This window comes from Priestia sp. USM5 (genome assembly GCF_058323215.1).
In genome coordinates, this window is the sequence record NZ_JBSGKN010000002.1 from 167,989 (window position 1) to 187,882 (window position 19,894).

Annotated in this window: 20 protein-coding genes; all 20 read left to right on the forward strand. The window is 40.1% G+C overall.

The annotated features are described in order from the left end of the window. The first annotated feature begins 243 nt into the window (after positions 1-243). The 20 genes from uvrB to trxB all read left to right on the forward strand — a co-directional run bounded on the left by uvrB (position 244) and on the right by trxB (position 19,884). Positions 244-2,223, forward strand: coding sequence for an excinuclease ABC subunit UvrB (uvrB, locus tag ACWATA_RS25185; RefSeq protein ID WP_033580416.1), 1,980 nt, complete (start codon positions 244-246; stop codon positions 2,221-2,223). A gap of 6 nt (positions 2,224-2,229) precedes the next feature. Continuing rightward, positions 2,230-5,106, forward strand: coding sequence for an excinuclease ABC subunit UvrA (uvrA, locus tag ACWATA_RS25190; RefSeq protein ID WP_028412038.1), 2,877 nt, complete (start codon positions 2,230-2,232; stop codon positions 5,104-5,106). A gap of 87 nt (positions 5,107-5,193) precedes the next feature. Beyond that, positions 5,194-5,505 carry a hypothetical protein gene (locus ACWATA_RS25195; RefSeq protein WP_013059730.1) on the forward strand — a complete coding sequence of 104 codons (312 nt, stop codon included), beginning with the start codon at positions 5,194-5,196 and terminating at the stop codon, positions 5,503-5,505. 38 nt (positions 5,506-5,543) lie between these two features. Next, positions 5,544-6,635 (forward strand): DUF4097 family beta strand repeat-containing protein, encoded by a 1,092-nt coding sequence (locus tag ACWATA_RS25200; RefSeq protein ID WP_028412039.1) that lies wholly within the window; start codon positions 5,544-5,546, stop codon positions 6,633-6,635. Positions 6,636-6,676: 41 nt separating this feature from the next. Further along, a complete protein-coding gene (locus ACWATA_RS25205) occupies positions 6,677-6,871 on the forward strand; it encodes a PspC domain-containing protein (protein WP_013059728.1) in 195 nt (64 codons plus the stop codon). Positions 6,872-6,873: 2 nt separating this feature from the next. Continuing rightward, positions 6,874-7,239: a phage holin family protein gene (locus ACWATA_RS25210; protein ID WP_013059727.1), complete on the forward strand. Its 366-nt coding sequence runs from the start codon at positions 6,874-6,876 to the stop codon at positions 7,237-7,239. A gap of 191 nt (positions 7,240-7,430) precedes the next feature. Beyond that, on the forward strand, positions 7,431-8,366 hold the full coding sequence (gene hprK / locus ACWATA_RS25215) for an HPr(Ser) kinase/phosphatase (protein WP_028412040.1): 936 nt from the start codon (positions 7,431-7,433) through the stop codon (positions 8,364-8,366). A gap of 16 nt (positions 8,367-8,382) precedes the next feature. Then, positions 8,383-9,216: a prolipoprotein diacylglyceryl transferase gene (lgt, locus tag ACWATA_RS25220; protein ID WP_028412041.1), complete on the forward strand. Its 834-nt coding sequence runs from the start codon at positions 8,383-8,385 to the stop codon at positions 9,214-9,216. 60 nt (positions 9,217-9,276) lie between these two features. After that, entirely contained in the window at positions 9,277-9,924 is a 648-nt protein-coding gene (gene ppaX, locus ACWATA_RS25225; RefSeq protein ID WP_033580418.1) for a pyrophosphatase PpaX, read from the forward strand. Continuing rightward, positions 9,921-10,448: an acyltransferase gene (locus tag ACWATA_RS25230; protein ID WP_013059723.1), complete on the forward strand. Its 528-nt coding sequence runs from the start codon at positions 9,921-9,923 to the stop codon at positions 10,446-10,448. Before ppaX ends, ACWATA_RS25230 begins: the two co-directional genes overlap by 4 nt. 183 nt (positions 10,449-10,631) lie before the next feature. Continuing rightward, on the forward strand, positions 10,632-11,813 hold the full coding sequence (locus ACWATA_RS25235; RefSeq protein WP_028412043.1) for an ATP phosphoribosyltransferase regulatory subunit: 1,182 nt from the start codon (positions 10,632-10,634) through the stop codon (positions 11,811-11,813). Further along, positions 11,813-12,445, forward strand: coding sequence for an ATP phosphoribosyltransferase (hisG, locus tag ACWATA_RS25240; RefSeq protein WP_013059721.1), 633 nt, complete (start codon positions 11,813-11,815; stop codon positions 12,443-12,445). The genes ACWATA_RS25235 and hisG overlap by 1 nt, the downstream gene beginning before the upstream one ends. Positions 12,446-12,460: 15 nt before the next feature. Beyond that, positions 12,461-13,729, forward strand: a complete 1,269-nt coding sequence (hisD, locus tag ACWATA_RS25245) for a histidinol dehydrogenase (RefSeq protein WP_028412044.1) — start codon at positions 12,461-12,463, stop codon at positions 13,727-13,729. Between the two features lie 74 nt (positions 13,730-13,803). Further along, a complete protein-coding gene (gene hisB, locus ACWATA_RS25250) occupies positions 13,804-14,388 on the forward strand; it encodes an imidazoleglycerol-phosphate dehydratase HisB (protein WP_013059719.1) in 585 nt (194 codons plus the stop codon). Continuing rightward, complete coding sequence (hisH, locus tag ACWATA_RS25255; protein ID WP_034264272.1) at positions 14,389-15,036, forward strand: imidazole glycerol phosphate synthase subunit HisH; 648 nt, start codon at positions 14,389-14,391, stop codon at positions 15,034-15,036. Further along, a complete protein-coding gene (gene hisA / locus ACWATA_RS25260) occupies positions 15,023-15,757 on the forward strand; it encodes a 1-(5-phosphoribosyl)-5-[(5-phosphoribosylamino)methylideneamino]imidazole-4-carboxamide isomerase (protein ID WP_025752584.1) in 735 nt (244 codons plus the stop codon). The genes hisH and hisA overlap by 14 nt, the downstream gene beginning before the upstream one ends. Next, a complete protein-coding gene (gene hisF / locus ACWATA_RS25265; RefSeq protein WP_025752585.1) occupies positions 15,757-16,515 on the forward strand; it encodes an imidazole glycerol phosphate synthase subunit HisF in 759 nt (252 codons plus the stop codon). The genes hisA and hisF overlap by 1 nt, the downstream gene beginning before the upstream one ends. Further along, entirely contained in the window at positions 16,512-17,135 is a 624-nt protein-coding gene (gene hisIE, locus ACWATA_RS25270) for a bifunctional phosphoribosyl-AMP cyclohydrolase/phosphoribosyl-ATP diphosphatase HisIE (protein ID WP_028412046.1), read from the forward strand. Before hisF ends, hisIE begins: the two co-directional genes overlap by 4 nt. A gap of 181 nt (positions 17,136-17,316) precedes the next feature. Further along, complete coding sequence (locus ACWATA_RS25275; RefSeq protein ID WP_028412047.1) at positions 17,317-18,819, forward strand: tetratricopeptide repeat protein; 1,503 nt, start codon at positions 17,317-17,319, stop codon at positions 18,817-18,819. Between the two features lie 111 nt (positions 18,820-18,930). Further along, positions 18,931-19,884: a thioredoxin-disulfide reductase gene (gene trxB / locus ACWATA_RS25280; protein ID WP_013059713.1), complete on the forward strand. Its 954-nt coding sequence runs from the start codon at positions 18,931-18,933 to the stop codon at positions 19,882-19,884. The last annotated feature ends 10 nt before the right edge of the window (positions 19,885-19,894 follow it).

Sequence of the window (19,894 nt, forward strand, 5' to 3'; positions counted from 1 at the left end):
CTTTCTTTTATTGCTTTCATCTAAAGAGTTGTATTCCCCTCGAAAAGGGTAGTATAAGAATTTAGTGGGTAATAAAGTAACAGGGTAAAAAATCAAAACAAACAAACACTATATAAGATTAATACTCATTAGTTTCATTTATGAGTATAAAGTGATAAAATACGAATATCAGTTCGTGTTTTCGGTTTTTACATATCGTAATAAAAATATATAAAACAAGAAAATAGAAACGGAGGCCTTCATTTGAAAGATCAGTTTGAATTAGTATCCCCATATCAACCGCAAGGTGATCAGCCAAAGGCAATTGAAAAGATTGTGAAAGGAATTAAAGAAGGTAAGCAGCATCAAGTATTATTAGGTGCTACAGGAACGGGAAAAACCTTCACTATGTCTAATGTTATTAAGGAAATAAATAAGCCGACATTAATAATGGCTCATAACAAAACGCTTGCTGGTCAATTGTACAGTGAGTTTAAAGAGTTTTTTCCTAATAATGCAGTCGAATACTTTGTCAGTTACTATGATTACTATCAGCCTGAAGCTTATGTACCTCAAACAGATACATTTATTGAAAAAGATGCAAGCATTAATGACGAGATTGATAAACTTCGTCACTCGGCAACTTCTGCTCTTTTTGAACGAAAAGATGTCATTATTATTGCCAGCGTATCCTGTATTTATGGATTAGGGTCTCCGGAAGAATACAAAGAAATGGTCGTATCTCTTCGAGTAGGAATGGAAAAAGAACGCAATCAGCTGCTTCGTACGCTAGTGGATGTACAGTACGAAAGAAACGATATTGACTTCAAGCGCGGAACGTTCCGCGTTCGCGGTGATGTTGTTGAGATTTTTCCTGTGTCTCGAGATGAACACTGTATTCGCGTGGAATTTTTCGGGGATGAAATTGACCGCATTCGCGAAGTCGACGCCTTAACAGGAGAAATTATTGGAGATCGTGAACACGTGGCTATCTTCCCGGCATCTCACTTCGTCACGAGGGAAGAAAAAATGCGTGTGGCCATTCAAAACATTGAAAAAGAACTAGAAGAACAGCTAGAGAAGTTAAAAGAAGCAGGAAAGCTTTTAGAAGCGCAGCGCTTGGAGCAGCGCACTCGCTACGATCTAGAAATGATGAGAGAAATGGGATTTTGTTCAGGAATCGAGAATTATTCTCGTCATTTAACGCTTCGTCCGGCTGGTTCTACACCTTATACACTGCTGGATTTCTTCCCGGAAGATTTCCTTCTTGTGGTGGATGAATCCCACGTTACCATTCCTCAAGTTAGAGGAATGTATAATGGAGACCAAGCGCGTAAACAAGTGTTGGTGGACCATGGTTTCCGCTTGCCGTCTGCATTAGATAACCGTCCGCTTAAATTTGATGAATTTGAACAGCATATTAAACAAATCGTCCATGTTTCAGCAACACCAGGTCCTTACGAACTTGAGAAGGCGCCTGAGGTGATTGAACAAATTATCCGTCCAACGGGATTATTAGATCCAAATATTGAAGTTCGACCAATTGAAGGGCAGATTGATGATTTAATTGGAGAAATTCACGACCGGATTAAGCGAAATGAACGAGTGCTCGTCACGACGTTAACAAAGAAAATGTCTGAGGATTTAACGAACTACTTAAAAGAAATTGGCATTAAAGTTCAATATCTTCACTCTGAGGTGAAGACGCTCGAGCGTATTGAAATTATCCGAGAGCTGCGGCTTGGAAAATATGATGTGCTCATAGGGATTAACTTACTCCGTGAAGGTTTAGATATTCCAGAAGTTTCGTTAGTAACCATATTAGATGCGGACAAAGAAGGATTCTTGCGTTCAGAACGATCGCTTATTCAAACCATCGGACGTGCTGCGCGAAATGCTAATGGACATGTCATTATGTATGCAGATCGCATCACAAACTCCATGGACATTGCTATCAATGAGACCAAGCGTCGTAGAAGTATTCAAGAAGCTTACAACGAAGAGCATGGTATCACACCGACAACGATTCAAAAAGAAGTTCGAGGCTCAATTCGTGCAACAGTAGTAGCAGAAGATACAGAAACGTATGAAGAAGCACCGGCATTTGATAAACTCAATAAAAAAGAAAAAGCAAAGCTCGTAGAAGAAATGGAACAAGAAATGAAAGAAGCAGCCAAAGCGCTTAACTTTGAACGCGCAGCTGAGCTTCGTGACTTGATTCTAGAATTAAAAGCGGAAGGGTGATAAAACATGGCGATGGAAAAAATCGTGGTAAAAGGTGCACGAGCCCACAATTTGAAAAATATCGATATTGAAATCCCGCGAGACAAATTAGTGGTATTAACAGGGTTGTCAGGTTCTGGTAAATCTTCTTTAGCTTTCGATACAATCTATGCTGAAGGACAAAGACGTTATGTCGAGTCACTTTCGGCGTATGCAAGACAGTTTTTAGGTCAAATGGATAAGCCAGATGTAGATTCGATCGAAGGATTGTCGCCTGCTATTTCAATCGATCAAAAAACAACGAGCCGAAACCCTCGTTCAACCGTCGGAACTGTGACCGAAATCTATGACTATTTGCGCCTTTTGTTTGCTCGTGTAGGAAAGCCGATTTGTCCTAATCATGGAATTGAAATTACGTCTCAAACGATTGAGCAAATGGTAGATAGAATTTTAGAGTACCCTGAACGTACAAAACTTCAAGTACTGGCCCCTGTGGTATCTGGCCGAAAAGGCACCCATGTAAAAGTATTAGAAGATATTAAAAAGGAAGGGTACGTTCGCATTCGAGTAGACGGAGAAATGCGTGAAATAACAGAAGAAATTGAACTGGAAAAAAACAAAAAGCACTCCATTGAAGTAGTGATTGATCGCGTTGTTGTCAAAGAAGGTGTAGCCGCTCGTTTGTCGGACTCTTTGGAATCAGCTCTTCGCCTTGGAGATGGGAAAGTAATTATTGATGTAATAGGTGAGGAAGAATTACTTTTTAGCGAGCATCATGCTTGTCCAAAATGTGGCTTCTCCATTGGAGAACTTGAGCCCCGCATGTTTTCATTTAATAGTCCGTACGGGGCGTGTCCAACGTGTGACGGTTTAGGAACGAAATTGGAAGTGGATAAAGATTTAGTGATTCCTAACTATGACTTAACACTTCATCAGCACGCAATTGCACCTTGGGAGCCAACAAGTTCTCAATACTATCCGCAGCTGCTTGAAGCCGTATGTACACATTACGGCATCGACATGGATGTGCCGGTTCGAGATATCCCGGAACATTTATTTGATAAAGTATTATATGGCAGCGGTAAAGAAAAAATTTATTTTCGCTATGAAAATGATTTTGGCCAAGTAAGAGAAAATCATATCGAATTTGAAGGTGTGCTTCGGAACGTAGAACGCCGTTATCATGAAACAAGTTCTGATTATATCCGTGAGCAAATGGAAAAATACATGGCTCAGCAAGCTTGTCCAAAATGTAAAGGAAATCGTTTAAAACGCGAAAGCTTAGCGGTGCTTATTGACGAAAAGCATATAGGAGATACAACACGCTTTTCAGTAAAAGAAGCATATGACTTTTTTGAAAGTCTCAGTTTATCTGAAAAAGACATGAAGATTGCGGATATGATACTGCGTGAAATTCGTGAGCGTCTAAGCTTTCTCATTAACGTGGGACTTGATTACTTAACATTGAACCGCTCTGCTGGAACTCTTTCAGGAGGGGAAGCGCAGCGCATTCGCTTGGCTACTCAAATCGGTTCTCGTTTGACGGGGGTTCTTTATATTTTAGATGAACCTTCTATCGGTCTTCATCAACGTGACAACGATCGCTTAATTCGCACAATGCAAGACATGCGCGATATTGGAAATACGTTGATTGTTGTAGAGCATGATGAAGATACGATGATGGCAGCTGATTATTTAATTGATATCGGACCAGGAGCCGGCGTACACGGGGGTGCCGTTGTTTCTCAAGGCACGCCTCAGGAAGTGATGGATGATGAAAATTCCTTAACGGGTCAATATCTATCAGGAGAGAAGTTTATTCCACTTCCAGCCGAAAGACGTTCGATAGATAAAGATCGGATGATTGAAATTATAGGAGCAAAAGAAAACAATTTAAAAAATGTAAAAGCAAAGCTTCCGTTAGGTGTATTCACAGCTGTTACAGGTGTATCTGGATCAGGTAAGAGTACGCTTGTAAATGATATCCTTCACAAATCATTGGCGCAAAAGCTGCATAAAGCAAAAAGCAAAGCAGGAGAACATAAAGAAATCAAAGGCATTGAACATTTAGATAAAGTCATTGATATTGATCAGTCTCCCATAGGCCGTACGCCTCGTTCAAACCCTGCAACCTATACGGGTGTATTTGATGACATTCGAGATGTATTTGCCCAAACAAACGAAGCAAAAGTGCGCGGATATAAAAAAGGCCGCTTTAGCTTTAACGTGAAAGGCGGCCGATGTGAAGCTTGTCGAGGAGACGGTATTATTAAAATCGAAATGCATTTCCTGCCAGATGTATACGTTCCTTGCGAAGTCTGCCACGGCAAACGATATAACCGGGAAACTTTAGAAGTAAAATACAAAGATCAAAACATTTCAGATGTGTTGGATATGACAGTTGAAGACGCGCTTCACTTCTTTGAAAACATTCCAAAGATTAAGCGGAAGCTGCAGACCATTTACGATGTAGGACTTGGCTATATCACGCTTGGACAGCCGGCCACTACTTTATCGGGTGGAGAGGCCCAGCGTGTAAAGTTAGCTTCAGAGCTTCACCGTCGCTCAACAGGAAGAACGCTGTACATTTTAGACGAACCGACTACCGGTCTTCATGTCGATGATATCGCACGTTTATTAAAAGTGCTTCAGCGTTTAGTTGAAAATGGAGATACAGTTCTAGTGATCGAACATAATTTAGACGTGATCAAAGCAGCTGATTATCTACTTGATTTAGGGCCTGAAGGTGGAGATAAAGGCGGACAAATTGTGGCTACGGGTACGCCAGAAGAAGTGGCGAAAGTAAAAGAATCCTATACGGGCCATTATTTGAAGCCAATTTTAGAACGTGACCGTAAGCGTATGGAGAAAAAAGTTGAAAAAGCAGAGGCATTAACTCGTTAAAAGACACCAGCATTGGTGTCTTTTTTATAAAGAATGAAACTTTTTAACTCATTAAAACGTAATACATGATATAAGGAGCTGATTATTATGGAAGGAAATCGCATACTATCTTCCTTAAATTATTTTAGCGTTTTCTTTGCACCATTTTTATTACCTATTATTATTTATTTTGTTGTTCATAACATAGAAGTAAAGAAACATGCAAAAACTGCATTTTTGTCACATTTATTACCTATCGCTACAGCGATCTTGTTCTTATTTTTCTTGCTTCCTGCTCTTACTGGCTCTAGTGGAACGGTATTTATTCTTTTAATTGTAGCTTTAGTTGTTGTTTCTTTAGTTAATGTTGTTGTGTTTGTATGGAATATTGTAAAAGGGATACAAATATTAAGCAGATAAAAGTTAAATGACTAAAACGTAAAGAGGAGATGGAAGGTATGAGTGAAAAGCGCAAACAAATTTTACAGATGGTAGAAGAAGGGAAACTTAGCGTAGATGAGGCTTTAACCCTGCTGAATTCACTGGAAAAAGACTCAGCTAATGACTCTTACTATGCTACGCCTGATAAAGCTGAGCTATCCCCTTATGTAGGAGGAAAACAGAAAAAAACGTACGCTTCTAAGTCATCTCAAAGCTCTTTAAAGGAAAAATTATTTACATTTGTAGATCAAACGGTAAAAAAAGTAAAAGAAGGAGATTTAGATTTTAACTTTGGTCCTTCGATTGACGTTCAGCACATCTTTCAGCAATCAGAAGCATATATTCAAGAGATTGACGTAGATTTAGCAAATGGAAGCGTTCAACTCCGACCTTGGGGAAGTACAGAAGTACGAATAGAGTGTGAAGCTGCTATCTACAAAGTAGAGAATTCGGATGAAGCGCGCCGCACTTTCTTGCAGCATACCGCATTTTCCATCGAAAATGGCAAACTGCGCTTTGCAATTCAGCAAAAGCAAATGAAGGTGAAAGCGATTATTTATATTCCAGAAATGGAATATGAACGCGTCAAGCTCCGTATGTTTAATGGTTCAATCGATGGGGAAAGACTAAGCGTACGAGACCTAAAAGCCAAAACAGCTAATGGCACCATCCGCTTTTACGATGTGAATAGCCATTCTCTTGAAATGGAGACATCAAACGGGCATATGGAACTTTCTCGAATACTCGCTTCGAAATGTGAGCTTGAAACAATCAATGGAACGGTTAAATTTGATGGAGATACAAAAAAGATTGATGTTCAGACATTTAACGGGGATATTGATACGTATTTAAAAGGAGAGCGCATTGAAAAAGCATTTTTCAAAACGACTACAGGAAGCATTACGCTCTATACGCCGTCCCACCTCTCCGTTGATGGAGATTTGAAATCTAACTTTGGGAATTTTACGTGTACACTTCCTGAGATGGAAATAGTAGATGAGAAAAAAGAAACGGTGATGAAACAACTTCGTTTCAAAGCAAATGTCGCTTCGCCGAAAGGCTATAAATTGTTAGCTGAATCCAAAACGGGCTCAATTGTTATAAAATAGAAAATGCTTGTTTTAGTAAAAAAGCAAAGGAGATGATTAACGTGCGAAAGTTGTATCGTTCGCGAACAAATCGCAAGCTTGCGGGTGTTATCGGCGGTATTTCTCAGTATATCGGAATAGATGCTTCACTACTCCGCGTATTGTTTATCATCAGTTTATTTTTTACAGTAGGTACTCCGGTCATTTTATATATGATTTTTGTGTTTTTAGTTCCAAATGAAGAAGGAGATTTCTAAAAATGTTATTGCGTGGAATCATTAGTATTTTAATCAATGCCCTCGTATTAATCGTAATCGCAGGTTATATTGACACCTTTCACTTGGAATCGGTCAGTGCAGCTATTATCGCGAGCTTAATTCTATCGATTTTGAATGTGTTTGTTAAGCCGATTTTAATTTTACTTACCCTGCCGGTGACATTTCTTACGCTTGGCCTATTCTTATTCGTCATTAATGCCATTACGCTGATGATTACACAAAGTGTTATGGGAGATTCTTTTAATATTGACGGGTTTGGTACAGCGCTTTTAGCCTCGGTAATTATGTCGCTTCTAAATGCGCTTATTCAACGAGTGATTGTTGAACCGCTTCAAAATAGAAGATAACTTTCTTGCAATATTTAATTTTCTAAAAAAGATGGTAAGGCGATGCAGCCTATGCCATCTTTTTTTTCTTTTCTTTCTGTATTAATGATAAAATAAAGTGGCTAGTAGAACCAAACGCGACATAAAAGCGAGAGTTGGATATACTGTAGACATGAACAGGTATATGACTGTTTATAAAAGGAGGATGCACGGTGGTTAAAGTACGTACAAAAGACATCATTGAGAAATTTAAATTAGAGCTTATTAGCGGAGAAGAAGGAATCGACCGCCCTATTTCAACAAGTGATATTTCACGTCCAGGTATTGAAATGGCAGGTTATTTTACATACTACCCAGCAGAACGTATCCAGCTGTTAGGTAAAACAGAACTATCATTTTTTAAACAGTTAGATGAGGAACAAAAAAAAGTTCGAATGGAAAAAATGTGTACAGATATCACGCCGGCTATCATTGTTTCCCGCGAAATGGATGTACCGAAAGAACTTATCGAAGCTTCAGAGCGTGAATCAGTTCCCGTGCTGCGTTCAAGCTTTAAAACAACGCGACTTTCCAGCCATTTAACGAATTTTCTTGAAAGCAGGCTAGCACCTACGACTGCCCTGCACGGCGTATTAGTTGATATATACGGAATTGGTGTATTAATCATGGGAAAAAGCGGCGTTGGTAAAAGTGAAACAGCTCTAGAGCTTGTTAAGAGGGGTCATCGTCTAGTAGCCGATGACTGTGTGGAAATCCGTCAAGAAGATCAAGACACCCTTGTAGGAAATGCGCCTGGTTTAATCGAGCATTTGCTTGAAATTCGAGGACTAGGGATCATCAATGTGATGACGCTATTCGGCGCAGGAGCTGTACGAAGCTATAAGCGAATTTCACTTGTTATTCAGTTAGAGACATGGGATCAGCAGAAACATTATGATCGCCTTGGTTTAGAAGAAGATAAAATGAAAATTATTGATACAGACGTTACAAAAATTACATTGCCAGTACGTCCGGGACGAAACTTAGCTGTTATCATTGAAGTGGCAGCAATGAACTTCCGCTTAAAGCGTATGGGTATTAACGCAGCAGAACAATTTTCTGCACGTCTAACAGATGTAATTGAAGAAGGAGACCGTGAAGATTTATAAGAAAGGGTGTTAACTTGTGGAAGCAACTATTCAGCCGTTAGATCGCGTTTTCCTTGAAATTGGCCCTCTAACGGTCTACTGGTATGGTGTCATTATCGGTGCAGGTGTTCTGTTGGGTCTTTATATTGCGACAAGAGAAAGCGTAAGAAGAGGCTTATCAAAAGATACATTTGTTGATCTTATTCTATTTGCTGTGCCAATAGCTATTATTTGTGCACGAATTTATTATGTATCCTTTGAATGGGGATACTATTCAAAGCATTTGAACGAAATACCTCAGATTTGGCAAGGCGGGATCGCCATTCATGGTGGCTTAATCGGAGGCGTATTAACTGCCATTGTGTATTCGAAAGTAAAAAAGATTTCATTTTGGAAGTTGGCTGATATTGCTGCGCCTAGTTTAATCCTTGGCCAAGCCATTGGGCGCTGGGGCAACTTTATGAATCAAGAGGCACATGGGGGGCCGGTTACCCGTGCTTTTTTAGAAGGGTTGCACCTTCCAAATTTTATTATTAACCAAATGTATATTAATGGTACATATTATCACCCTACGTTTTTATACGAATCATTATGGGATTTTGCCGGATTTATCCTGTTGATGGTACTTCGCCGCACCAGTCTGCGAAAAGGAGAAATTTTCTTATCTTATTTAATCTGGTACTCAGTTGGACGCTTCTTTGTAGAAGGGCTTCGCACGGATAGTTTAATGCTGACGCATACACTCAGAATCGCTCAAGTTGTTTCACTTGCACTGATTGTCATAGCCATTATTTTAATTATTATCCGCCGCGTGACGGGAATGAGTAAACAGAAATACTTAGAGAATGAAGAAGCACAATCTAAGGCGTAAATGAAGAAAAGCTACAAGGTTTAGACAAACTTGATTTGACGCAAGGGAAGGAAATGAATAATGACGATTAATACGGTTTTGTTTGATTTAGACGGTACGTTAATTGATACAAATGAATTAATTATTGCTTCGTTTACTCATACGCTTAATCACTATTATCCTGAACAATACACTCGTGAAGATATTTTACAGTTCATGGGTCCGCCTTTATACGACACGTTTGTAGAAATGGATAAAACGAAAGTAAACGAAATGATTGAGATGTATCGCACGCATAATCTAGCCAATCATGATTTGCTTGTGAAAGAATTTGAAGGCGTACTTGAAACAGTTAAATGGCTGCACGAGCAGAATTATAAATTAGGTATTGTCACAACTAAGCAAAGAAATACGGTCATGATGGGGCTTAAGTTAACAAAGTTAGATCAGTTCTTTGATACGATTGTCGCAATTGAAGACGTAACAAATGCAAAGCCGCATCCTGAGCCGGTCGAAAAAGCGCTGAATCTGCTTGATGCTAAACCTGAAGAAGCGCTGATGGTAGGAGATAACCATCACGATATCGTTTCCGGCCAAAGAGCTTACACGAAAACAGCTGGAGTTGCTTGGAGTGCAAAAGGAAGAGATCATATCGCTTCTTATAACCCTGATATTATTTTAGAAAATATGACGGATTTAATTGATATATTAAAAGGAGAACGTCAGTGAGAAAAACAACGCGCTATCCGGTTAAAGGAGCTAACTCCCTTTGGCATGTCTATAAGACCGTGCCTTTTTGGAAAGTAGTGCGCAACTTCCTCATCATTCAATGCGCTCGTTATACGCCTTTTCTTTCGATGAAAAACTGGCTGTATAAAGCGTGCTTAGGGATGAAAGTAGGACCTCAAACATCCTTTGCCCTTATGGTGATGCTTGATATTATGTTTCCTGAAAAAATACAAGTAGGACGCAATACGGTCATTGGATACAATACCACTATTCTCGCTCATGAATATCTGATAACGGAATATCGTCTTGGAGATGTCATCATTGGGGATGAAGTGATGATTGGAGCAAACAGCACCATCCTTCCAGGTGTAACAATCGGCAACGAAGCGGTTGTAGCGGCTGGAACGGTGGTTCATAAAGATGTAGCACCCGGTTTCTTTGTTGGAGGTAACCCTATGCGTGTCATCTATACAAAAGAAGAAATGGAAAAGCGCAGGGAAGCAGAACCTAAAGCCACAACTTAGCAAGAACTAAGCTGTGGTTTTTTTTGTAAATTTGAACAGCTGGCGGTTGACGGCTGACTTTATCGGGTGTAAACTATCAATAACTTTAATTTGTTATTTCGCTAATACATTAGCGTGATAAAGTAAAATCAACCTATCAATGGTTCCTTAATAGATAAAATCAAGCTTAAAGGACGTGTCAGAATGTCAAAGTTATTTATGTTTGAAAAACCCCTTGGAATGAGAGATACCCTGCCAGCTCTTTTTGAAAGAAAAAAACAAGTTCGCAGTCAGCTGGCAGATGAAATCAGCAGCTGGGGCTATCAATATATGGCAACACCTACTGTGGAATACTACGAGACGGTAGGAAGCGCATCAGCTATTTTAGATCAACAATTGTTTAAACTTTTAGATAAAGAAGGGCATACGCTTGTGCTGCGACCGGATGTAACAACGCCATTTGCACGTGTGGCCGCTTCAAAACTTTTAAATAATTCTCCTTTGCGCTTAGCTTATGAAGCAAATGTATTCCGAGCTCAGCAGCGTGAGGGTGGCCGCCCGGCGGAGTTTGAACAAATAGGCGTTGAGCTAATTGGAGATGCTACGATGAGCAGCGATGCTGAAGTCATTGCTCTCATGATCGGCGCATTAAAAAGAGCGGGACTTAAATCATTTAAAGTCGCAATTGGCCACATCGGGTTCGTTAATTCGCTTTTTTTAGAGATTGTCGGAAATGAAGAACGTGCTAACGTGCTTCGCCGCTTTTTATATGAGAAAAATTACGTGGGTTATCGTAATCATGTAAAAGATTTGAATTTATCTTCTATCGATAAACAGCGTCTCCTTCAGCTGCTTAACCTGCGTGGAGATGAAAAGAAGATTGAAGAAGCGGTTGAACTCGTTGAAAACGAAGCTGGGCAAAAAGCAGCCGGTGATTTGAAAAAGCTATGGAATATGCTTGATGCGTACGGTGTAACGGATGAAATTAAAATTGATTTTAACTTAGTCAGTCATATGAGCTATTACACAGGTATTTTATTTGAAGTTTTTGCTGAAAACGTTGGTTTCCATATCGGTAATGGAGGACGTTATGACCAGCTTCTTGAAAAATTCGCGTCTAAAACACCAGCTACAGGATTTGGAATTCAGCTCGACCGCTTAATTGAAGCGCTGGGCGAAGAAGTATATGAGCCTTCAGTAGTATACGGCATATTATATAGTCAAGAGCGTTTAGATGAGGCATTAGCTTTAGCTGCTGAACAGCGCAAGCAAGGATACCGGGTAGTGACTCAGGAAATTGCGGGCGTTGATGATGTTGATGTATTTACTGCACAGTTTGAAGAAGTCACGTTTCTAATTGGAAAACGAGGCAAGGGGGGACAATAATGAGTGAACTATTAACAATTGCAATGCCAAAAGGACGTATTTTTGAAGAAGCAGCTGAACTTTTGCGTCAAGCAGACTTTCAATTGCCGCCAGAATTTGACGATTCGCGCAAGCTGATTGTAGACATTCCTGAAGAGAACATGCGCTTTATTTTAGCGAAACCAATGGACGTTACTACTTATGTAGAATACGGAGTAGCGGATCTTGGTATTGCAGGCAAAGACGTAATGTTAGAAGAAGAACGAGATGTCTATGAGCTGTTGGATTTAAATATTAGTAAATGTCATCTGGCCGTTGCCGGCTTGCCTAATGCTAAAAAATCAGAAATTGCTCAAAAAGTGGCAACCAAATATCCAAATGTAGCATCTACTTATTTCAGGGAGCAAGGAGAGCAAGTAGAGATTATTAAATTGAATGGTTCGATTGAATTAGCGCCTTTAATCGGCCTTGCTGATCGGATTGTTGATATTGTATCAACAGGACAAACACTAAAAGAGAACGGACTTGTTGAATTGGAGCACATTGAAGATATTACATCGCGTTTGATTGTGAACCCTGTAAGCTATCGTTTAAAAGACGAACGAATTGATGATTTAGTGAATCGTTTAGCCCAAGTGGTTCAACCTGTATAAAAGAGGTGACATACATTGAAAATTACACGTGTAACAGAACAAGTGAGCTTAAAGCGTACGATTGATCAAGGGACGAGTGCCCAAAGAGAAATTGTCGTAAATATTTTAAAGCAAGTGCAAGAGCAAAAAGACGAAGCTTTAAAAAGATATACAGCCCAATTTGACGGCGTTGAGCTTTCTTCTTTGCTTGTGACAGAACAAGAAAAGAAGCGTGCTTATGAGCTGGTTGATGCAGATATGCTGTCAATCATTCGTGAAGCTGCTGACAACATTCGTGATTACCACGAAAGAATGGTCGAGCAGTCTTGGATGACAACAAAAGAAGACGGCACCATTTTAGGGCAGAAAGTAACGCCTTTAGATGCAGTAGGTGTTTATGTACCGGGAGGTCTTGCAGCGTATCCTTCTTCCGTTTTAATGAATGTCATTCCTGCTCAAGTGGCAGGTGTAAAACGTATCGTGATGGTTTCACCTCCAGGAAAAGACGGCGCGCTTCCTGCTGGAGTAGTTGTAGCAGCGAGTGAGCTTGGGGTCGAAGAGATTTATAAAGTAGGGGGAGCTCAGGCAGTAGGAGCACTTGCCTATGGAACAGAAACAATTCAACCCGTCGATAAAATTGTAGGGCCTGGTAATATCTTTGTTGCATTGGCGAAGAGAGAAGTATATGGCTTAGTAGACATTGACTCAATTGCTGGACCTAGTGAAATTGTCGTACTAGCAGACGATACGGCTAAGCCGAACGAAGTGGCCGCTGATTTATTGTCTCAAGCAGAACATGACAAATTAGCTTCAAGTATTTTAGTTACGCCTTCTATGAAGTTAGCCGAAGCTGTTAAAGAAGAAGTGGAAAGGCAAGTAGAATCTTTACCACGTAAAGAAATTGCCAAACCTTCTATTGATAACCATGGCGCTATTTATGTGACCGGGTCATTAGAAGAAGCGGTTGAAGCTGTGAATCAATTAGCCCCTGAGCATTTAGAAATTATGACTGAAAGTCCGCTTGAACTTTTAGGTTCCATTCGTCATGCCGGTGCTATTTTTCTAGGAAGATACAGTTCAGAACCTGTTGGCGATTATTTCGCTGGACCAAACCATGTTCTTCCAACCAATGGGACAGCAAAATTCTCAAGTCCTTTATCAGTTGATTCATTTGTGAAGAAGTCTAGTATTATTTCATACAGCCAACAAGCCCTGCAGAAAAATGTCTCAAAAATCGCAGCGTTTGCTCGTTTAGAAGGGCTAGAAGCTCATGCAAGGGCGGTTGAAGAACGCTTTAAAAAATAAGGCGGAGATTAAAAAAAAGAGTAGAAATGTTCTTTTCTTTACTTATTACATGCACAGTTGAAAGGAGTTTCACAATGAGAGAGTCAAGTATTAAACGTACAACAAACGAAACGGATATTGCATTAGCGATTGGAATCGATGGAGAAGGAAAAGCGAACATTGATACAGGCGTTCCTTTTTTAAATCATATGCTCGATTTATTTACAAAACACGGACAGTTTAACCTTGATGTAAAAGCAGATGGAGACACGGAGATTGATGATCACCATACAACGGAAGATATCGGTATTTGCCTTGGTCAAACGTTCAAAGAAGCGCTCGGTGATAAAAAAGGAATTAAACGCTATGGAAATGCGTTTGTACCAATGGATGACGCGTTAGCCCAAGTCGTAGTAGATTTAAGCAATCGTCCTCATTTTGAATTTAAAGGTGACATTCCCGCTTCGCGCGTCGGTACATTTGATACAGAGCTTGTATATGAATTTTTATGGAAATTTGCATTAGAATCTCGCATGAATGTACATGTAATCGTACACTACGGTAAAAATACGCACCACATTATTGAAGCGGTATTTAAGGCATTAGCACGTGCTTTGGACGAAGCGACAACGATTGATCCGCGTGTCAAAGGTGTGCCTTCGACGAAAGGGATGTTGTAAATGATTGGCATTATTGACTATGGGATGGGAAACTTATACAGCGTAAGTAAAGCTCTTGAACGATTAAACTATGACTATATCATCTCCGCAGATCCTGCAGAACTAAGAAAGGCAAAAGGGCTGATTCTTCCTGGAGTTGGAGCATTCAAAGATGCGATGGAACAGCTGAATCAAACAAAGCTGACGGACTTTATTAAAGAAGAAGTAGAAAAAGGAATGCCTTTGCTTGGAATTTGTTTAGGTATGCAGCTTTTATTTGAAGAAAGCGATGAGAACGGTGTAACAAAAGGGCTGGAACTGTTAAAAGGGAGAGTCGAGCGTATTCCCGGCATTACTGCGGAAGGACAGACATATAAAGTTCCGCATATGGGCTGGAACTCTTTAGATTTTCATCAGCAGTCCGCTCTGCTTGATGGAATCAGTGCAGGTCACGTGTACTTTGTTCACTCTTATTACGTAAAAACAAACGACCAAGACGTGCTTTTAGCAACAAGTCCTTATGATGTTGAAGTTCCAGCAGTTGTTGGAAAAGAACACGTATTTGGCACTCAATTCCACCCTGAAAAAAGCAGTGCAATCGGAATGCAAATGCTTCAAAATTATGCAAACTTCGTAGAGAAAAGGAGCCCATCGTATGAGCAAATTTGAAATATATCCAGCCATTGATATGCGCGGAGGGAAGTGCGTCCGTTTGCTTCAAGGAGATTACACAAAAGAAACGGTGTACGGAGACTCTCCGGTAGATATGGCCACACAATTCGCAAGTGAAGGCGCTCAGTGGATTCACATGGTTGATTTAGACGGCGCAAAAGCGGCTAAGCGCGTGAATGATGAATTTGTGCTAGGCGTGAAAAAGAAATTAAATGTACGTGTGCAAATTGGAGGAGGCATTCGCTCAGAAGCTGACGTTGCTTACTATTTAGAAAACGGAATTGACCGCGTCATTTTAGGAAGTGCAGCTATTTCAAATCCTGAATTTGTGAAAAAAATGTTGAAGGAATATGGTGCGCGTATTGCTATTGGTATTGATGCACGTGATGGCTATGTTGCGACGGAAGGCTGGGTGGAAACATCTACAATCAAAGCGACAGAACTAGGAAAAGAATTGGCTAATGCTGGTGCGGAAACATTTATTTTCACGGATATTTCTACAGATGGTATGCTGTCTGGTCCTAATGTGGAAGGAATTGTTGAAATGGCTAAGGCTACTGGAAAAGGTGTGATTGCATCAGGGGGAGTTAGTAAGCTTGCTGATCTAGATGCACTAAAGAAATATGAAGCTGACGGCGTTATTGGTGCGATTGTAGGGAAAGCACTTTATACAAATAAGTTTACAGTAGCTGAAGCACTTCAAGAGGTGAAAGCGTAATGATTACAAAACGAATCATTCCTTGTTTAGATGTAAAGGACGGCCGTGTGGTAAAAGGAGTTCAGTTTGTGGAACTTCGAGATGCAGGAGATCCTGTAGAGTTGGCGAAATTTTATGATGAAGAAGGCGCAGACGAATTAGTCTTTTTAGATATTTCTGCTTCTCATGAAGGACGCAAAACAATGGTACATGTTGTAGAAGAAGTAGCATCTCAGCTAGCGATTCCTTTTACGGTGGGCGGAGGAATTAATGCATTAGAAGATATGAAGAGAATGCTTCGTGCTGGTGCAGACAAAGTGTCATTAAATACAGCGGCCGTACTCAATCCAGCACTGATTACAGAAGGGTCCGACTTTTTTGGAGCTCAGTGTATTGTGGTAGCAATCGATGCTAAGTACGATGAAAGCTTACAATCATGGCGAGTCTATACACACGGAGGCCGCAATGCAACGGACTGGGAAGTAATCGACTGGGCAAGAGAAGCAGTGAAGCGCGGTGCGGGTGAGATCTTGTTAACGAGCATGGATAAAGACGGCGAAAAGTCAGGGTTTGATTTAGCGTTAACCAAAGCGGTCAGCCAAGCGGTGAGCGTTCCTGTTATTGCTTCTGGCGGCGCAGGAAATGGTCAAGATTTTGTCGATGCGTTTGAAAAAGGAGAAGCTGACGCGGCTTTGGCGGCTTCGATCTTTCACTATAAAGAAACATCTGTAAAAGAAATTAAAAGCTATGCAAAACAACAAGGAGTGAGCATTCGATGACGATTGAAAACATTAAATTCAACAGTGATGGACTTGTGCCAGCTATTGTACAAGATGCTGTGAGCAAAGAAGTTTTAACATTGGCTTATATGAACGAAGAATCACTTCAAAAATCAATTGATACACGTGAAGCATGGTTTTACAGCCGTTCTCGACAAGAGTTATGGCACAAGGGCGCAACCTCTGGGAACACACAAAAAATTGTGAGCATGGCATATGACTGTGATGCTGATTCTCTTGTTGTAAAAGTGGAGCCTCAAGGTCCTGCTTGTCATACGGGGGCTTACAGCTGTTTTAATGAAACAATTCTTGGCGAAAATAAACAAAATGATAATCGGTTTGCTATTATTAATGAGCTAGAAGAAGTGATTGCTAAGCGTGAAGCTGAAATGCCAGAAGGAGCTTATACGACGTACTTATTCGATAAAGGCGTAGATAAAATCCTCAAAAAAGTAGGAGAAGAAGCAGGTGAAGTGATTATTGCAGCAAAAAATCGTGACCATGATGAGCTGAAGTGGGAAGTTGCGGATTTACTGTACCACGTACTTGTTTTACTTCGTGAGCAAAAGCTGCCTTTGGACGATGTCCTATCAGTATTAAAGGAACGTCACTCTAGCTAATAGCTACATAGTGAAAGGAGAGAAGGAGTTGTCTCATTTTAGATAAAAGAGGCAAACCCTTCTCTTATTTGCGTCAAGAAATGACTGCTTGCAGGCTCCTTTTTTGAATAGAGGTATTAAACTTCTTGGCAAATGTGATATACTACGAACGTCGAAATTATCAACTTATTTGGAGGGCTTAATGGAAAAACACTCAAAAGTAATTCAAAAAATGGCACAAGTAATTCCATTTTCGCAAACGGGTGACTTCTATTTCGAAAAAGCGCTGCAGGCGTTTGAAGAAGAGGAGTCAGATAAAGCGCTCAAGTATTTAACGCGTGCAAACAAAGAAAATGCCCGTAATCCACAGCTTCTTACAAACGTTGGAGTAGCTTTAACGGAGCAGGGAGATTATCAAGATGCCAACGAGCTTTTTCTCCATGTGATTCATCATATGGACGATACATTAGGAAGCTGTTACTACTATATAGCCAACAGCTATGCGCATCTTGGACTGTTTGAAGAATCAAAAAAATACGCGATGTATTACATTGAGCATTTTCCAAATGGTGACCTCTTTCGATCGGCTACAGATCTGTTAGATTTACTATCAATTGATGTGGATGAAGAAGATGAAGAGCCTAAAAATCAGCTAGGCGACATGCTGATTATAAAACAAGAACAAGCAAAACGACTGCTTGAAGCAACGAATTTTGAAGAAGCAGTGGATTTGTTAACTGAAATAATTGATGAGTATCCAGAATTCTGGTCTGCATATAATAATTTAGCGTTAGCTTATTTTTATTTAAATAAAATTGATGAGGCAATGGATTTGCTGAATGAAGTATTGGAGAAAAACCCTGGAAATCTTCATGCGTTATGCAATCAGCTGATTTTCTATTATTATTGCCATAAGCATAAAGAAGTTGAGGAGCTTACAGACGGGCTTAGCCGCGTTTATCCGATGTCATTTGAACACCGCTATAAGCTTGGAGCAACATTTGCGTTGATTGGTCAATACAAACTATCATACAGATGGTTAAAAAAGCTTTATACACAAGGTTTTCAAGGAGACAACTCATTTCATTATTGGCTTTCATACGCCTCTTACTATACTGGACATGAAGCCTTCGCTAAAGAAATGTGGAAGCTGGCATTGGAAGACGTTCCTGATAAAGAAGGAGAGGAGCCTTGGCGCATCAGTCAAAAAGCTGCGAAGGTTTTTCAATCGAAAGTGGATGTTACAGCGAAAAAGAAGTGTGCAACAAACAATGTTCACGATCAGCTTTACAGCTTGTATATGGCAAAAAAACTTCCTCAACAGCAGCGTCTGCTTCTTTTAGAAGAAATCAAATCGTCCATACATATGAGTACACTTTTGGATGAAGTATATACGTATGTATGGCAGGATAAACAACATGTGATTTTTGAGGTGGCAGATGTTATTGAACTGGAGATGGAATGGCAAACTGAAAGTGATACCCAGGATCTTTTAAGCTTTTGGTTTTATGTATATGTACAGGTATATAAACAATCCTATGATTTTCAGCATGTGAACGTAAATGCATGGGCTGCAGCCGTCACATATATATGGGCGAAAGAACAAAACCAGTCTATTACTCAAGCCGATGCGGCAAAACAATATTCCATTTCGGCTGCAACAGTTAGAAAGTACAGTAAAATTGTGAATACGTTATTAAATTGAGCAAAAAAATAGACGATAATAGGAAGAACATATTAGGATAGTGGTAACGAAATAATTATCCATAAATTTGGAATCAACTACGAAGGAATTTCCTAAAAGGAGTGTAAAGAAATGACAGAAGAAAAAATTTATGATGTCATTATTATTGGGGCAGGTCCAGCAGGTATGACTGCTGCTGTATATACATCTCGTGCAGATTTATCAACACTAATGATTGAACGCGGAATTCCAGGCGGTCAAATGGCTAATACGGAAGATGTAGAAAACTATCCAGGTTATGATCATATCCTTGGTCCTGACCTTTCTAACAAAATGTTTGAGCATGCAAAAAAATTCGGTGCGGAATATGCGTACGGTGATATTAAAGAAATCATCGACGGAGAAGAATACAAGACAGTTCGTGCAGGCAGCAAAGAATATAAAACACGTTCAGTAATCGTTGCTACTGGTGCTGAATATAAAAAATTAGGTGCGCCAGGAGAAAAAGAACTAGGCGGCCGCGGCGTATCTTATTGTGCGGTATGTGACGGTGCATTCTTTAAAGGTAAAGAGCTAGTCGTTGTAGGCGGTGGAGACTCTGCGGTTGAGGAAGGCGTATATTTAACACGCTTCGCAACAAAAGTAACAATTATTCACCGACGCGATGAGCTTCGCGCGCAGAAAATTCTACAGCAGCGTGCATTTGACAACGAAAAAGTTGATTTTATTTGGAATACAACAGTCAAAGAAGTAAATGAAAAAGACGGTAAAGTAGGCAGCGTAACGTTAGTAGACACAAAAACAGGTGAAGAGCGCGAGTTTGGTGCGGACGGCGTATTCATTTATGTTGGAATGGTTCCACTAACAAAACCATTCGAAAGCCTAAACATCACGAATAAAGAAGGATATATTGAAACGAACGAGCAAATGGAAACAAAAGTACCAGGTGTGTTCGCAGCTGGAGACGTTCGTGAAAAGGCTCTTCGTCAAATTGTAACAGCTACAGGTGATGGCAGCATTGCTGCTCAAGCGGCTCAGCACTATGTAGAAGAGTTAAAAGAAAAGTTAAAAGCTATTCAGCAATAAGGCTGAAATC

Bases quoted from the DNA above. Each gene is read 5' to 3' on its own strand.
- hisH (WP_034264272.1), top strand. From the start codon at position 14,389: ATGATTGGCATTATTGACTATGGGATGGGAAACTTATACAGCGTAAGT.
- ACWATA_RS25210 (WP_013059727.1), top strand. From the start codon at position 6,874: ATGTTATTGCGTGGAATCATTAGTATTTTAATCAATGCCCTCGTATTA.
- ACWATA_RS25235 (WP_028412043.1), top strand. From the start codon at position 10,632: ATGTCAAAGTTATTTATGTTTGAAAAACCCCTTGGAATGAGAGATACC.
- hisB (WP_013059719.1), top strand. From the start codon at position 13,804: ATGAGAGAGTCAAGTATTAAACGTACAACAAACGAAACGGATATTGCA.
- ACWATA_RS25200 (WP_028412039.1), top strand. From the start codon at position 5,544: ATGAGTGAAAAGCGCAAACAAATTTTACAGATGGTAGAAGAAGGGAAA.
- ACWATA_RS25195 (WP_013059730.1), top strand. From the start codon at position 5,194: ATGGAAGGAAATCGCATACTATCTTCCTTAAATTATTTTAGCGTTTTC.
- ppaX (WP_033580418.1), top strand. From the start codon at position 9,277: ATGACGATTAATACGGTTTTGTTTGATTTAGACGGTACGTTAATTGAT.
- hisF (WP_025752585.1), top strand. From the start codon at position 15,757: ATGATTACAAAACGAATCATTCCTTGTTTAGATGTAAAGGACGGCCGT.
- hisG (WP_013059721.1), top strand. From the start codon at position 11,813: ATGAGTGAACTATTAACAATTGCAATGCCAAAAGGACGTATTTTTGAA.
- trxB (WP_013059713.1), top strand. From the start codon at position 18,931: ATGACAGAAGAAAAAATTTATGATGTCATTATTATTGGGGCAGGTCCA.
- hisIE (WP_028412046.1), top strand. From the start codon at position 16,512: ATGACGATTGAAAACATTAAATTCAACAGTGATGGACTTGTGCCAGCT.
- ACWATA_RS25275 (WP_028412047.1), top strand. From the start codon at position 17,317: ATGGAAAAACACTCAAAAGTAATTCAAAAAATGGCACAAGTAATTCCA.
- uvrA (WP_028412038.1), top strand. From the start codon at position 2,230: ATGGCGATGGAAAAAATCGTGGTAAAAGGTGCACGAGCCCACAATTTG.
- hisA (WP_025752584.1), top strand. From the start codon at position 15,023: ATGAGCAAATTTGAAATATATCCAGCCATTGATATGCGCGGAGGGAAG.